Consider the following 14,147-nt stretch of genomic DNA (forward strand, 5'->3'; position numbering starts at 1 on the left):
ACCACCGACCCCACACCGGCATCAGCGGCCGCCCACCAGCCAGCCGCGTCACCAACCTCTCCGAACAGCACACCTAGACCTCCGGCCGCCCCGTCGTCACCGCGTAGAACGCCACCGCGGCCGCCGCTCCCACGTTGAGGGAGTCGACGCCGTGCGACATCGGGATGCGGACCCACTCGTCGGCGGCGACCAGGGCCTGGGTGGACAGGCCGTCGCCCTCCGCGCCGAGCATCAGGGCCACCCGTTCCATCCGGTGGGGCGCCGCCTCGTCGAGCGGGCGGGCCTTCTCGTCGGGGGTGAGCGCGAGCAGGGTGAAGCCCGCCTCGCGCACCGACTCGAGCCCCTTGGGCCAGGTCTCCAGCCGGGCGTACGGCACGGAGAAGACCGCGCCCATGGAGACCTTGACGCTGCGCCGGTACAGCGGGTCGGCGCAGTCCGGGGAGAGCAGGACGGCGTCCATGCCGAGGGCGGCGGCCGAGCGGAAGATGGCGCCGATGTTGGTGTGGTCGTTGACCGACTCCATGATGACGACGCGGCGCGCGGTGTGCAGCAGGTCGGCCGCGGCGGGCAGCGGCTTGCGCTGCATGGAGGCGAGGGCGCCGCGGTGCACGTGGTAGCCGGTGACCCGTTCGGCGAGTTCCGGGCTCACCGCGTAGACGGGGGCGGGCAGTTCGTCGATGACGTCGCGCATGACGTCGACCCACTTGGCCGAGAGCAGCATGGACCGCATCTCGTAACCGGCGTCCTTGGCGCGTCTGATGACCTTCTCGCCCTCGGCGATGAACAGGCCCTCGGCGGGCTCGCGTTTGCGGCGCAGCTCCACGTCGGTCAGGCCCGTGTAGTCGCGCAGACGCGGGTCGTCGGGGTCGTCGATGGTGATGAGGTCCGCCACGGGGGTGATACTGCCTTGTCCTGGTTGTGCTGCCAACGTCTGGGTTCGGTCGCGTTACCTCGGGTTACTCCGGGGCCGGGAGGCCGGCGTTGACCACGTCGCCGATGACGATGACAGCGGGCGGCCTGACCTCGCGTGCGACGACCGTCTCGGCGACGGTGGCCAGGGTGGCGTCGACGCGCCGCTGGGCGGCGGTGGTGCCCTCCTGCACCAGGGCGACCGGGGTGCCGGGGGACTTGCCGTGCTCGATCAGGGTCTCGGCGATCCGGCCGATCTTGTCGACGCCCATGAGGATCACCAGGGTGCCGGTGAGCTTGGCCAGCGAGGGCCAGTCGACCAGGGAGCGCTCGTCGTCGGGGGCGACATGCCCGCTGACCACGGTGAACTCGTGGGCGACCCCGCGGTGGGTGACGGGGATCCCGGCGGCGCCCGGCACGGAGATGGAGCTGGAGATGCCGGGGACCACGGTGCAGGGGATGCCGGCCTCGGTGAGGGCGTGCAGTTCCTCCATGCCGCGGCCGAAGACGTACGGGTCGCCGCCCTTGAGGCGCACCACCGACTTGCCCTGCTTGGCGTGCTCGATCAGCGCGTTGTTGATGGCCTCCTGGGCCATGTAGCGGCCGTAGGGGATCTTCGCGGCGTCGATGACCTCGACGTGCGGGGGCAGTTCGGCGAGCAGGTCGCGCGGGCCGAGCCGGTCGGCGATGACCACGTCGGCCTCGGCGAGCAGGCGGCGGCCGCGGACGGTGATCAGGTCCGGGTCGCCGGGGCCGCCGCCGACCAGGGCGACTCCGGGTGTGCGGGTGCGGTGGTGGGGGGCGACGAGGGTGCCGTCGCGCAGGCCCTCCACCACGGCGTCGCGGATGGCGGCGGTGTGGCGCGGGTCGCGGCCCTTGGCGTCGGTGGTGAGCACGGCGACCGTGACGCCCTCGCTGTGGCCGGTCGCCGGGGTCCAGGCGGTGGCCTGGTCGGCGTCGTCGGAGCGGACGCACCAGACGCGGTTGCGCTCGGCCTCGGCCGAGGCGCGGGCGTTGGCCTCCTTGTCGCTGGTGGCGATCAGGGCGTACCAGGCGTCGGCGAGGTCGCCCTCGGCGTAGGGCCTTTTGAGCCAGGTGATCTCGCCCGCGTCCGCCATGGCCTCCACGGACGGGGTGACCTCGGGCGACACCAGGTGGATGTCCGCGCCCGCCGCGATCAGTGCGGGCAGGCGGCGCTGGGCGACCTGGCCCCCACCGAGGACGACCACACGGCGGCCGGTGAGACGGAGGCCTACGGGGTAGGCGGGGTGTTCGGCCATGGCGGTTCGGCTCCTGGTGTGCGGCGCGGCGGTGCCCTGACGTGCGGATTTTACGGCGTGGGCGGGTGGGGCGGCGGGGGCGTCCGATGGCTGGGCACCGCCCCGGCCGGCTGCCCGGTCACATCACCAGCGGACGTACCCGCCCGCTCCGGCCCGGTGGTGTGTGCGAAGCCGACCGGTGCCCGCGAAGGCGGCCATGAGCAGCCGGCTTCGCGGACACCTCCGCGGTCGGCTACTTCTCCGTGACGCCCGCCGAGTCGAACGTGGCCACCTCGTGCATCGCCCGGGCGGTGCTCTGGACCAGCGGGAGGGCGAGCAGCGCGCCGGTGCCCTCGCCGAGGCGGAGGTCCAGGTCGACCAGGGGGCGCAGGCCCAGCTTGTTCAGGGCGGCCACATGGCCCGGTTCGGCGCTGCGGTGGCCGGCGATGCAGGCGGCCAGCACCTCGGGGGCGATCGCGCGGGCCACCAGGGCGGCGGCGCCGGCGCTGACGCCGTCGAGGATCACCGGCGTACGCAGCGAGGCGCCGCCGAGCAGCAGGCCGACGATGGCGGCGTGCTCCAGGCCGCCGATCGCGGCGAGGACGCCGATGGGGTCGGCCGGGTCGGGCTTGTGCAGTTCCAGGGCCCGGCGGACGACCTCGGTCTTGCGGGCGAGCGTCTCGTCGTTGATGCCGGTGCCGCGGCCGGTGACCTCCGCCGGGTCCGCTCCGGTGAAGACGGAGATCAGCGCCGCGGAGGCGGTGGTGTTGGCGATGCCCATCTCGCCGGTGAGCAGCGCCTTGTTGCCGGCGGCGACCAGGTCGCGGGCGGTCTCGATGCCGACCTCGATGGCCTGCTTGGCCTCCTCGCGGGACATCGCCGGGCCGGTGGTCATGTCGGAGGTGCCGGGGCGGACCTTGCGCGGCAGCAGGCCGGGGGTGGCGGGCAGGTCGCCGGCGACGCCCACGTCGACGACGCAGACCTCGGCCCCGACCTGGGTGGCGAAGGCGTTGCAGACCGCTCCCCCGCCGAGGAAGTTGGCCACCATCTGCGCGGTGACCTCCTGCGGCCAGGGGGTGACGCCCTGGGCGTGCACGCCGTGGTCCCCGGCGAAGATCGCGACGGCCGCGGGCTCGGGGATCGGCGGCGGGCACTGGCGGGACAGGCCGGACAGCTGGGCGGAGATGATCTCCAGCATGCCGAGCGCGCCGGCCGGCTTGGTCATCCGCTTCTGCCGCTCCCAGGCCTCGCCGAGCGCCTTGGCGTCCAGCGGGCGGATCTGGGCGACGGTCTCGGCGAGCAGGTCGTGCGGCTCCTCGCCCGGCAGGGCCCGGCGGCCGTACGTCTCCTCGTGCACCACCCAGGACAGCGGGCGGCGCTTGGACCAGCCGGCCTGCATCAGCTCGGGCTCGTCGGGGAATTCGTCGACGTACCCGACGCACAGGTAGGCGACGACCTCCAGGTGCTCGGGCAGGCCGAGGGCGCGGACCATCTCGCGCTCGTCGAAGAAGCTGACCCATCCGACGCCGAGGCCCTCCGCCCGTGCGGCGAGCCAGAGGTTCTCCACGGCGAGCGCGGAGGAGTACGGCGCCATCTGCGGCTGGGTGTGCCGGCCGAGGGTGTGGCGGCCGCCGCGGGTCGGGTCGGCGGTGACGACGATGTTGACCGGGGTGTCGAGGATGGCCTCGATCTTCAGTTCCTTGAACTGCTTCGCACGGCCCTTGGGCAGGGACTTGGCGTAGGCCTCGCGCTGACGCATGGCCAGTTCGTGCATCGCGCGCCGGGTCTCGGCGGAGCGGATGACGACGAAGTCCCAGGGCTGCGAGTGCCCGACGGACGGGGCGGTGTGGGCGGCCTCCAGGACGCGGAGCAGCACCTCGTGCGGGATGGGGTCGCTGCGGAAGCCGTTGCGGATGTCCCGGCGCTCCCGCATCACCTTGAGCACGGCCTCGCGCTCGGCCTCGTCGTAGGCGGGTGCGGGCGGGGACGCGGGCCGGGCCGTCTCCGCCTCGGGGGCGCTTTCCTCCTCGGTGGACGGGGCCTGCTCCTCAGCGGCCCGGACCTGCTCCTCAGCAGGCTGTCCCTGCATGTCGGCGGCCGGTCCCTGGGCCTCGGCGTCCTGCCCCTGCACCTCGGTGGGCCGGGCCTGCGCTTCGGAGGGCTGAGCCTGTTCCTGGGCGGGCCGGGCCTCGTCGGCTCCGGCGCCCCGGGTGTCCAGGTCGTCCGCGCTCTGCGCCACGTCGGGTGCCTGCTCCTGGGGGGCCACCGGCATACGGGGGGCGGGAACGGAGGGCGCGGGCTGCTCCTCGGTGGGCAGCGTCAGGGGCTGCGGCGGGGTCGGCGCGAGGTGCGGCGGCGTCGGCACGGAGCCCTCGACGGGGACGAACTGGCCGATGGGCTGGTCCGGCTGGGGCTCCCCGGCGACGGTGCCGGGGATGACGGCCGAGGGGGTCTCGGCGGCCGGCGCCGGCTCGGGCGCCTCGCCCGCGGGGCTCGCCGGTACGCCGGGAGCGGGGTCGGCGGGCGGGGTGGCGGGGGTCTGCTGCGGTCCCTGGACGGGGTGTTCCGTCTCCGCCTGCTGGGCGGCGGGTTCGGCCGCGGGCGTCTCCGGCTCGGGTGCGGGCACCGTGGCGGTCCCTTCTGCCTCCTCGGTGGTGACCGGGACGGCGGTGGGGGTCGGTCCGCCGGCCTGCTCAGCGTCGGTGGTGCTGAGGGCCTGCGGCTGTGCGGCGTCGTCTCCGGTGGACACGGCCTGGGCCGCTCCGGGGGTTTCCGGGGACACGGGGGTCTCGGGGATGTCGGGAGTCTGAGCGGGGTCGGGGGCGGCAGGGGCGGTGCCCGTTTCGGCGGGCTGGGCTGCCGCGGCGGGTTCCTGCGGGGTGCCCGTCGTCGGGACCTGCTCGCCCGGGGCGGAGGCAGGCGTGCCCCCGGTGTCGCCGGTGGCACCGGCCGGTTCGGGTGCGGCGGTGTCCGCGGCGGCGTCCGTGGCCGCGGCGGGCGCGGAGTGCTCGGCACCCTCGGGTGCGGCCTGCTCGCCGTCCGTCCCGGGCCCGGCCTCGGCGGGCTGGTCGGCCACGGCATCCGACGAGTTGTCACCGGTAGGGGCGACTTCCACGTTCCCGGTGTCGCCGGAGGGCGGCTGCTCGGGGGCAGAGTCGGCGGCGGCGGGCGCGTCCTGCGCCGCCTGCGCCTCGCCGGTGCCGCCGGTCGCCGTGGCCGCGCCGTCCGCCGGAGCGGCTTCGGGGTGGGCCTGCCCGGCCGCCGTCTGCCCGGTCGTCGTCTGTCCGGTGACGCGGGCGATGGCGGCCTGGGCCGCTCCCGCAGGCCCGGCAGCCGGAATAACCGTTTCCGCAGCGGGTGCCCCTGAGGGCACCGTGGCCTGCCCGCCCCAGGGCGCCGCCGACTGCGGCGCGGCCTCGGGGGCCTGCGGAATGTCCAGGTACTCGGGGCCGAGCGTGGGCGGACCCGGCTGGCGTACGGGTGTGTGGGCGGGGCCGCGGTCGGCGAGCGAGCGGACCGGGCTGGCGGAGGTGTCGGGGATCGGCGGGCCGAGGTGCAGCGGCCGCCGGGGAGGCGGTGTCGGGGCGGTCCGTGCCTGCGCGGCGGCGGCCCGCCCGCGCGGGGCGGCACCCTCCGCCCCGGCCTTCGGTGCGGCCTCGTTCCGGGCCGCGCCGGCCTGCGCACCGCCCTGCTCCAGAGCGGCCGAGCCGTCCTGCGGCGCCTCCCCCGCACCTGCAACGGCCTGCGCCTGCGCCTGCCCGGCGCCCTCGTTCTGGGAGGCGGCCGGTGCTGCGGCTGCCTGAGGCGTGGCAGCGGCGGCGGCAGCAGCCTGCGCTGCGGCCTCGTACCCAGGCGCGGCCTGCTCCGCCGCGCCCCCGTCCTCCTGCGGCACGGTCCCCGCACCCGGAGCGACCTGATCCGGCACGACCTGTTCCGGGACGACCTGATCCGGCGCGGCCTGCGCCTGCCCGGCGCCCTCGCTGCCGGACGCGGTCGGCTCCGCCGCAGCCGCAGCGTCCGGAGCCGCGTGCCCACCCTGGACGGCAGCGTGCGCGGCGGCCTCGTCCTGCGGCCCCGTCTGCTCACCCGGAACCACGCCCGCCGCATCATCCTGCGGCAGCACACCCGCAGCGGCGGCGGCCTGCGCCTGGGCCAGCGCGGCGGCCTCGTCCTGGGACATCATCCGCTCCCCCGGGATCTGCTCCCCCGGGATCTGCTCCCCCGGGATCTGCTCCCCCGGGACGGCGCCCGCCAGGCCGTCCTGCGGCACCGGCGCACCATGCGCTGCGGGCTGTCCCTGCGGCGCAAGCCCCTCCGGCGCCGGAGCACCCTGGTGCCGGCCCCGCCCCGCCGTGACCGCCGCCTGCTGGTCCGCGAAGGCGGCCGGCTGCCCCTCGGAGCCCGCTGGCAGGCCGGCCGTGCCGCCCGCCGAGTGGTCCTCGTGTCCGGCCGGCCGGCTCTGGAACCCGGCCTGCTGTTCCTCGTACCGCACGGGCTGCTCCTCGTGGGGACCGTGGTGTTCCTCGGGGGTCGCATGGTCGGCGGAGTGCGGCAGACGGGCGGCGCCGAGGTCGAGGGAGCCGCTGTCGCGACCGGAGAGCTCGTGGGGGCCCGGGGCGTGCACGGTCTCGACGAGCGGCTCGGGGGCGGGCGGCGGGACCTCGTTGCCCCAGGCGCCCGCCGCGCCCGGCAACAGCAGGTCTTCGTCGTCCTCGGCGGAGGTCGCGGAGAGGTAGGTGTAGGCGCCGGGCGCGGCGACGCCCTGCTGGTCCACCCTGCCTGAATTCTCCGGCAGTCCCTCGCCCGGGACCTGGCCGGTGTCGGTCATGCGTACCCCTCGCCCATCGGTAATGCTCCTACGACCAGCTCACCCGGAACGGCGCACCGACCGCCCCACACTGAAGAACGAGCGTGCGTCCCCAGCGGCACGAACGGCCCGCCCGAAAAAGGCGACAAAGCCATTCACTGGCATTGTCGCGGCGGGACGGCCTTCGCGTCAGCTTGATCGGCGACGCTTCCGCTGTGGACTGCGCCACGTTGCGCTTCCTCCGGTTCCGCCGTACCACGACCCACCCCAAAACGGGCGCGGTATCGGGACATTGGACGACGAAGCGCCGGTGCCCGAGCGCGGTACAACGATCGGCCAGCCTACCGCGCGCGGTACGACAACCCGATCACGGGGACGGCGTCGCCGGTCAGGTCTCGCGGGGCGGCAGCACGCCGCTGAGCAGGAACGCGACGCTGCGCTCCTTCTCCGTCCAGGCGCGGGTGTCGAGTTCGACGGACTGCAGCAGGGCGCACTCGACGCGGTAGCCGTGCTCGGTGAGGTCGCGGCCGATGAGTTCGGCCGCGTCGCGGGTGGCGGCGTGGGCGACGATGCGCTGCGGGCGGCGGTCGGCGACCGCGGAGACCACGGCCGCTCCCCCGCCGCCGACCCGGACGACGTCGGGTTCGGGGAGGTTCTCCAGGACCTGCGGGGCGGTGCCGTGCACGACCTGGAGCTGGACGCCGTGGCGGCGGGCGGTGGCGTCGGTGCGGGCGCAGGCCTGTGGGTCGTGGTCGACGGCGATGACGGCCGCGCCGGCGCGGGCGGCCTCGGTGGCGAAGGCGCCGCTGCCGCAGCCGATGTCCCACACGAGGTCGCCCACGCGCGGTCCGAGCCGGGCGAGTTGGGCGGTGCGCAGGGGGTCGCGTTCGCCCTCGCCGAGGTCGCCGCCGTAGGCCTCGGCGGGCTGTGTCCAGCCGCGCGGGCCGGCGGACGGGTCGCGTCCGGCGATCCAGCTGCCGGACTCCCCGGCGCCTACGGGGCCGCCGATGACCACCACGACGTTGGGGTCGCGCCAGGTGTGGTCGGCGGCCTTGTCGGAGGTGACGACCGTGACCTGCTCGCGTTCGGTGCCGAGTTCCTCGCAGATGACGAAGGTGCGGTGGATGCCGTCCAGGAGCAGGCCGAGTTCGGCGGGTCCCGCGCCGGGTGAGGTGAGGACGGCCACCTTGGTGTGGGCGCGGCACACATTCACCGCGCGTCGCAGGGTGCGCGGGTGTGCGACGACCACTTGGGCGTCGTCCCAGGGCATGCCCGCGCGGGCGAAGGCGGCGGCCACCGAGGAGACGGCGGGGACGACCTCGACCTCCAGGCCGAACTCCGGGGCGCGCAGGGTGCGCACCACGCCGAAGAAGCCGGGGTCGCCGTCGGCGAGGACCACGGCGGTGCCGCGGTGGGCGGCGATGCGCCGGGCGGCGAGGGCGACGGAGCCGAGCCGGATGCGTTCGGCACCGGGGGGCACCTCGGGCAGCGCCAGATGGTGGGCGGCGCCCGCCACCAGGGTGGCGGCGCTCAGCGCGGCGCGTGCCGCGGCGGTCAGCGGCGAACCGTCCCAGCCGATCACCGTGACCCGGTCGGCCATCGTCGTCTGTCTCCAGGGGTTTGTGCAGGTCGTCGGCGGCTGTCGCCGCTCGCGGGCAGGCTTGGTGAGCGTACCCGGTGCGGCCGGGGCGGGCCGCACCGGTATCCGGTGAGGGGGTCAGTTCCAGTCGGGGTAGACGGTGAACTGGCCGGTGTCGGCGAGCGGTCCGTCGGTGCCCTCGATGTCCTCGGGGAGCAGGCTCCACACGATGTAGTCGGTGCGCACGTCGGTCCAGGTGCCGTCGTCGGCGCGCACATGCGCTATGCAGGCGCCGCGCAGGACGCCCTCGCTGATACAGCCGATCTTCTGGGCCACCTGCTGGCCCGCGGTGTTGTCGGCGGCGGTGCGCAGCTCGATCCGTTCGAACTTCTGGTCGCCGAAGAGCCACTGGGCGGTGGCGAGGGCGGCCTCGGAGGCGTATCCCTCGCCGCGGGCCCAGGGGGCGATGACGTACGACATCTCGGTTGATCGCACGTGCCAGTCGGTCTTGGCGAGCTGGACGACGCCGACCAGGCGCTGGGTGAGGAACTCGGTGACGGCGAGGTCGAGGCCGTGTCCGTTCTCCCGCTTGCCGGGGGCGAGCTCGGTGATCCAGGTGCGGGCGAGGTCCTCGGTGTAGGGCTGGGGGACGTCGGTCCAGGCGGCGACCTGCTCGTCGTTCATCATCTCGGCCAGGGCCGGGATGTCATCCTCGTCGAGGGGACGCAGCACCAACCGCTCCGTGCTGATGGAGATGTTGGGGAAGGTGCTCGTCATGCGCCGCTCCGTAACCTTCGTGTCCGTCGGGTGCTGCTGAACTGCCCAGCATGCAGCATGAAAGCACTGAATCGCACCGCGGGGCCCACTCCGTGTGGCGGAGTGGACCCCGTGGGTGGTCATCGGGTGCCGGGCGGGCTCAGAACGCGGCCACGACGGACCCGGCGTACTTCTTCTCGATGAACTTCTTCACCTCGGGCGAGGTGAGCAGCTTGGCGAGCTTCCTGACGCGCGGGTCGTCCTCGTTGCCCTTCTTCACGGCGAGGAAGTTGCCGTACGGGTTGCCCTTGGGCGACTCGGCGGCGATGGCGTCCTCGGCGGGGCTGAGGCCGGCCTCCAGGGCATAGTTGCCGTTGATCACGGCGGCGTCGACATCGCCGAGGGAGCGCGGCAGCTGGGCGGCCTCCAGCTCCTTGAACTTCAGGTTCCTGGGGTTGGCGGCGATGTCCTTGGGGGTCGCGTCGTAGCCGGCGCCCTTCTTGAGCTTCAGCACGCCATTGGCCTCCAGCAGCTTCAGCGCGCGGGCCTCGTTGGTGGTGTCGTTGGGCAGGGCGATGGTGGCGCCCTTGCCGAGGTCCGCGAGCTTCTTGACGCCCTTGGAGTAGACGCCGAGCGGCTCCAGGTGCACCGTCGCGCCGGACACGGCGACGATCTCGGTGCCGTTCTTCTTGTTGAAGTCGTCCAGGTACGGCTGGTGCTGGAAGTAGTTGGCGTCCACCTCGCCCTGCTGCACGGCCGTGTTCGGGGTCACGTAGTCGGTGAACTCCTTCACCTCGAGTTCGAGGCCGGCCTTCTTGGCGAGGTTGTCCTTGACGTAGGTGAGGATCTCGCCCTGCGGGGTGGGGGTGGCGGCGACGGTCAGCGGGGCCTTGGTGTCGGCGGCGCCGGAGCCCGTGCCCTTGTCCGAGCCGCAGGCGGTGAGCCCGAGGGTGAGGGCTCCGGCAGCGAGGACGGCGGTGGTGATCTTGGTGGTGTTACGCACGAAAAGTGCCTTTCCTTCTGGTGGTGCGACCCCCGGCCCAGGGTGTGGCGGGGAGTTTCCGGGGATGACCTGGACGGTCTTTCGGTGGTGGTCTAGACGGTCTCGGTGGTGGGGGTGGACGCCTTCAGCAGGCGCAGCTTCGGTGCCGCGCCGGACCGGCCGCCGCGGCGGTGCAGGGACCGGGCGGCGAAGTCGCCGGCGAACTGGATGAGGGAGATCACGACGGCGAGGATCGCGACGGTGATCCACATCAGTTCGGTCTCGAAGCGCTGGTAGCCGTAGCGGATGGCGATGTCGCCGAGTCCGCCGGCGCCGACCGTGCCGGCCATGGCGGTGTAGCCGATGAGGGCGACGATCGTGGTCGTGGTGCTGGCGATGAGGGAGGGCAGGGCCTCGGGGACGAGCACCTTGCGGACGATGGTCCAGGTGTTGCCGCCCATCGACTGCACGGCCTCGACGAGCCCGCCGTCCACTTCCCGGACGGCCGTCTCGACCAGGCGCGCGAAGAAGGGGATGGCGCCGATGGCGAGCGGCACGATGGCGGCGTCGCGGCCGATCGTCGTCCCGGTCACCCAGCGGGTGAAGCCCATCAGCGCGACCATCAGGATGATGAACGGCATCGAGCGGGCGACGTTCACGATCTGCCCGATGACCTTGTTGGCCACCACGTTCTGCAGCAGGCCGCCGCGCTCGGTGAGGACCAGCAGGATGCCGAGCGGCAGGCCGCCGACGACGGCGATGACGGTGGACCAGCCGACCATGTAGAGGGTGTCCCAACAGGCCTGGGACAGCAGGGGCTGCATCTCGTTCCAGGTCACAGCCGGGCACCTTCCTTCACCAGAGCGGACGCGGGTTCCTTCGACGACGGCGCGGGCTCCGGGCCGGCGGGCCCCCGGTCCAGGACGTCGATCTGCAGGCCCTTCTCGCGCAGGAAGCCGATCGGCACGACGTTGTCCTCGTAGCGGCCGGGCAGTTCGATGCGCATCCGGCCGATCTGGAGGCCGCCGACGGTGTCGATGGCGGCACCGAGAATCGATATGTCGATGTTGTAGGTGCGGGAGAGCTGGGAGATCACCGGCTGGGTGGCGCTCTCGCCGTGGAAGGTGACGTCGATGACCGTGCGGTCCTCGGCGGAGGCGTCGCCGCCGACCGGGAAGAGCGCGGAGGCCAGCTGGGAGCCGGGGGTGGCCAGCAGGTCGCCGACCGTGCCGGACTCGACGATCCGGCCCCGCTCCATGAGTGCGGCGGAGTCGCAGATCGACTTCACCACGTCCATCTCGTGCGTGATGAGCAGGACGGTCAGGCCGAGCTGCCGGTTGAGGTCGCGCAGCAGCTGCAGGATGGAGCGGGTGGTCTCCGGGTCCAGGGCGCTGGTGGCCTCGTCGGAGAGCAGCACCTTGGGGTCGCCGGCCAGGGCGCGGGCGATGCCGACGCGCTGCTTCTGGCCGCCGGAGAGCTGGGCCGGGTAGGCCTTGGCCTTGTCGGCGAGGCCGACCAGGTCGAGCAGCTCCAGCGCCTTGGCGGAACGTTCCTTCCCCGACTTGCCGAGGATCTCCAGCGGCAGCTCGACGTTGTCCTGCACGGTCCGCGACGACAGCAGGTTGAAGTGCTGGAAGACCATGCCGATCCGGCTGCGCGCCCGCCGCAGCTCCCTGCCGGCCCGGGGGCCGCGGCCGGCCAGGGCGGTGAGGTCCTGCCCGGCGACGGTCACGGTGCCGGAGGTGGGGCGCTCCAGCAGGTTGATGCAGCGGATGAGGGAGGACTTGCCGGCGCCGGACTGGCCGATGACGCCGTAGACCTCGCCTTCGCGGACGTGGAGGTCGACGCCGTCCAGGGCGGTGACCTCGCGGCCGCGCGAGCGGTAGACCTTGGTCAGGCCCGAGGTGGTGATCACGTGGGTTTCCGTCACTGTCGTGTGCGCGGCGCGGGATGGGCGCCGGGCACGTGGCGATCAGGGTCGAAGGCAGCCGGGCGCGGTGCCGCCCGCCGGGGGCACGGCTGAGGGCCGGCCGGGGCTGGGAGGCGTGGCGCGCGGGGCGTGGCTCAGTCGCGCATGCGGGGCATGCGGGCGGACATGAGCGGGCTCTCGCTTCGGGGCGCGAGGCTCAGATGGTGCAGGGGCCCTCTAGAAGGCGCACATTCGGCGCGGGCACAGACAACGAGCACCGGGCGTCATCGTCGCCTCGGTCGCAGGGATGCGGTCGCTCGTCGTGGTCATGCGATCAGTAAAGCAGACGTTTGCTGCTGACCGGACATGCGTGTCCGGATGCTGGACACGCATGGACACCCGCGGCCGCACGCCCGGGGGCCGCGGAACCGCCCCGGTGACCAGCGGGGACGGGGTCGCCCGGGGGTGGAGGGACCGGCGAACGGACCGGCGGCCGGCGCGCCCCGTGTGGTCAAGACCACGGCGGCAGGGGCGGGCGGCAAGCACGGATTCCGGACGTAATAAGGTCGCTGCCATGCTTGATGTCCTGACGCTGGTGACCGGCGTCGCCGCGCTGCTGCTGGCCGCCTGGTGCGGCTGGGCCGCGTACCGCGATCAGCCGACGAAGGACTGGCACTTCATCGGCATGGCCGTGGTGACCCTGCTGGCGCTGGTGCAGCTGGTCGTCGGGATCGTGCAGCTGGCCCGGGGAGAGAAGCCGGAGCAGGGCACCACGATCTTCGTGGCCTATCTGGTGGGTTCGCTGGCGTGCGTGCCGGCGGCCGCGTTCATGTCGCTGGCCGAGCGCACGCGCTGGGGGTCGGTGACGGTGGCCGCAAGCGGTGTGGTGCTGGCCGTGCTGGAGGTGCGCCTCTATGACATCTGGGGAGGCTGAGGTGCCCGCGAAGCGGCTGACCGGCGGCCCCGGGCTGCTCCTGGTGTGGCTGTACGGCGTGATGGTCGTCGGGGCGATGTCGCGCTCGGCGTACCAGATCGCCACGGAGTTCGACCGGGCGCCGCTCGCCTACTCACTGTCCGCGCTGGCCGGTGTGGTGTACGGGTTCATCACCTACACCCTGGTGCGGGGCGGGGAGACGGCCCGGCGGGCCGCGCTGGTGTGCTGCGCGGCGGAGCTGGTGGGTGTGCTCACCGTCGGGACGTGGACGCTGGTGGATCCGTCCGCCTTCCCCGACGCGACGGTGTGGTCGGACTACGGGATGGGGTACCTGTTCATCCCGGTGCTGCTGCCGGTGTCCGCCATCTACTGGCTGCGCAGGGCACGGGAACGTCAGGCCGCCTGAACGAAGGCCAGGCGGCCTGGGTCCGTTTCGGGCAGCCGCCCAGGTCTGCCTCCGCTGACGGGAGGTCACACCGGCGGCCGGTGCGGGGTCACGCGGTCGTCGCGTAGGACTCCGCCTTCTTCTCGAGGACGATCATCGGGACGCCGTCCGAGCCCTGGGAGGTGCCGACCCGCTGGTAGCCGACCTTGCTGTAGAGGCGGAGGTTGCTCTCGCTGCGGTGGCCGGCCTCCAGGCGGAAGGTCTTCGCGCCGCGCTCCTCGGCGAGCGCCGCCTCGGCCGCCTTGAGCAGACGGGCGCCGATGCCGTGCCCCTGGAGACGGGGGTGGACGCAGAGCTTGCCGATGGCGGCGGTGCCGTCCTCGGTGATCCTGCCGCGGACCGAGCCGACCACCTCGTCCCCGAGGCGGGCGACGAAGACGCAGTCCTCGGCGACCTCCTGACGGACCGAGTCCAGGGACTGGACCAGCGGGGCGATGCGGTAGTTGCCGTAGAGCGCCGCCTCGCTCTGGAAGCACAGGTACTGCAACCTGAAAATCTGCTCCGCGTCCTGCTCGGCCGCCGCAGAGATGGTCACGCTCATGCCCATGTGCGCACGCCTCCCGCTCA

11 protein-coding genes are annotated in these 14,147 nt (G+C 73.5%); 2 read left to right on the forward strand and 9 right to left on the reverse strand.

The annotated features are described in order from the left end of the window. Positions 1-73: 73 nt before the first annotated feature. The 8 genes from ABD198_RS03130 to ABD198_RS03165 all read right to left on the reverse strand — a co-directional run bounded on the left by ABD198_RS03130 (position 74) and on the right by ABD198_RS03165 (position 12,207). Positions 74-892 carry a TrmH family RNA methyltransferase gene (locus ABD198_RS03130; protein ID WP_343997747.1) on the reverse strand — a complete coding sequence of 273 codons (819 nt, stop codon included), beginning with the start codon at positions 890-892 and terminating at the stop codon, positions 74-76. A gap of 64 nt (positions 893-956) precedes the next feature. Beyond that, entirely contained in the window at positions 957-2,189 is a 1,233-nt protein-coding gene (cobA, locus tag ABD198_RS03135) for a uroporphyrinogen-III C-methyltransferase (protein ID WP_343997748.1), read from the reverse strand. Positions 2,190-2,421: 232 nt separating this feature from the next. Next, positions 2,422-6,996, reverse strand: a complete 4,575-nt coding sequence (gene cobT, locus ABD198_RS03140) for a nicotinate-nucleotide--dimethylbenzimidazole phosphoribosyltransferase (protein ID WP_343997749.1) — start codon at positions 6,994-6,996, stop codon at positions 2,422-2,424. A gap of 367 nt (positions 6,997-7,363) precedes the next feature. Next, positions 7,364-8,575 carry a precorrin-6y C5,15-methyltransferase (decarboxylating) subunit CbiE gene (gene cbiE / locus ABD198_RS03145; protein ID WP_343997750.1) on the reverse strand — a complete coding sequence of 404 codons (1,212 nt, stop codon included), beginning with the start codon at positions 8,573-8,575 and terminating at the stop codon, positions 7,364-7,366. Between the two features lie 117 nt (positions 8,576-8,692). Continuing rightward, positions 8,693-9,331 (reverse strand): GNAT family N-acetyltransferase, encoded by a 639-nt coding sequence (locus ABD198_RS03150; protein WP_343997751.1) that lies wholly within the window; start codon positions 9,329-9,331, stop codon positions 8,693-8,695. 139 nt (positions 9,332-9,470) lie between these two features. After that, positions 9,471-10,313 carry a MetQ/NlpA family ABC transporter substrate-binding protein gene (locus ABD198_RS03155; protein ID WP_343997752.1) on the reverse strand — a complete coding sequence of 281 codons (843 nt, stop codon included), beginning with the start codon at positions 10,311-10,313 and terminating at the stop codon, positions 9,471-9,473. A gap of 92 nt (positions 10,314-10,405) precedes the next feature. Further along, positions 10,406-11,131 carry a methionine ABC transporter permease gene (locus ABD198_RS03160; RefSeq protein WP_343997753.1) on the reverse strand — a complete coding sequence of 242 codons (726 nt, stop codon included), beginning with the start codon at positions 11,129-11,131 and terminating at the stop codon, positions 10,406-10,408. Continuing rightward, positions 11,128-12,207, reverse strand: coding sequence for a methionine ABC transporter ATP-binding protein (locus tag ABD198_RS03165; RefSeq protein WP_343997754.1), 1,080 nt, complete (start codon positions 12,205-12,207; stop codon positions 11,128-11,130). Before ABD198_RS03165 ends, ABD198_RS03160 begins: the two co-directional genes overlap by 4 nt. A 568-nt stretch (positions 12,208-12,775) precedes the next feature. Here ABD198_RS03165 and ABD198_RS03170 point away from each other — a divergent pair. Together ABD198_RS03170 and ABD198_RS03175 are read left to right on the forward strand one after the other, a co-directional pair. Beyond that, a complete protein-coding gene (locus ABD198_RS03170; protein WP_167990587.1) occupies positions 12,776-13,135 on the forward strand; it encodes a hypothetical protein in 360 nt (119 codons plus the stop codon). Then, complete coding sequence (locus ABD198_RS03175; protein WP_343997756.1) at positions 13,116-13,541, forward strand: hypothetical protein; 426 nt, start codon at positions 13,116-13,118, stop codon at positions 13,539-13,541. The genes ABD198_RS03170 and ABD198_RS03175 overlap by 20 nt, the downstream gene beginning before the upstream one ends. Before the next feature lie 88 nt (positions 13,542-13,629). Here the strand turns inward: ABD198_RS03175 and ABD198_RS03180 are convergent, their stop codons facing one another. Further along, positions 13,630-14,127: a GNAT family N-acetyltransferase gene (locus tag ABD198_RS03180; protein WP_343997884.1), complete on the reverse strand. Its 498-nt coding sequence runs from the start codon at positions 14,125-14,127 to the stop codon at positions 13,630-13,632. Positions 14,128-14,147 lie beyond the last annotated feature (20 nt).

It is taken from the genome of Streptomyces thermocarboxydovorans (assembly GCF_039524635.1).
Classification (GTDB): domain Bacteria; phylum Actinomycetota; class Actinomycetes; order Streptomycetales; family Streptomycetaceae; genus Streptomyces; species Streptomyces thermocarboxydovorans.

Coding starts and splice junctions, on each gene's coding strand:
- cobA (WP_343997748.1), bottom strand. CDS start 2,189: ATGGCCGAACACCCCGCCTACCCCGTAGGCCTCCGTCTCACCGGCCGC.
- cobT (WP_343997749.1), bottom strand. CDS start 6,996: ATGACCGACACCGGCCAGGTCCCGGGCGAGGGACTGCCGGAGAATTCA.
- cbiE (WP_343997750.1), bottom strand. CDS start 8,575: ATGGCCGACCGGGTCACGGTGATCGGCTGGGACGGTTCGCCGCTGACC.
- ABD198_RS03150 (WP_343997751.1), bottom strand. CDS start 9,331: ATGACGAGCACCTTCCCCAACATCTCCATCAGCACGGAGCGGTTGGTG.
- ABD198_RS03170 (WP_167990587.1), top strand. CDS start 12,776: ATGCTTGATGTCCTGACGCTGGTGACCGGCGTCGCCGCGCTGCTGCTG.
- ABD198_RS03175 (WP_343997756.1), top strand. CDS start 13,116: ATGACATCTGGGGAGGCTGAGGTGCCCGCGAAGCGGCTGACCGGCGGC.
- ABD198_RS03180 (WP_343997884.1), bottom strand. CDS start 14,127: ATGGGCATGAGCGTGACCATCTCTGCGGCGGCCGAGCAGGACGCGGAG.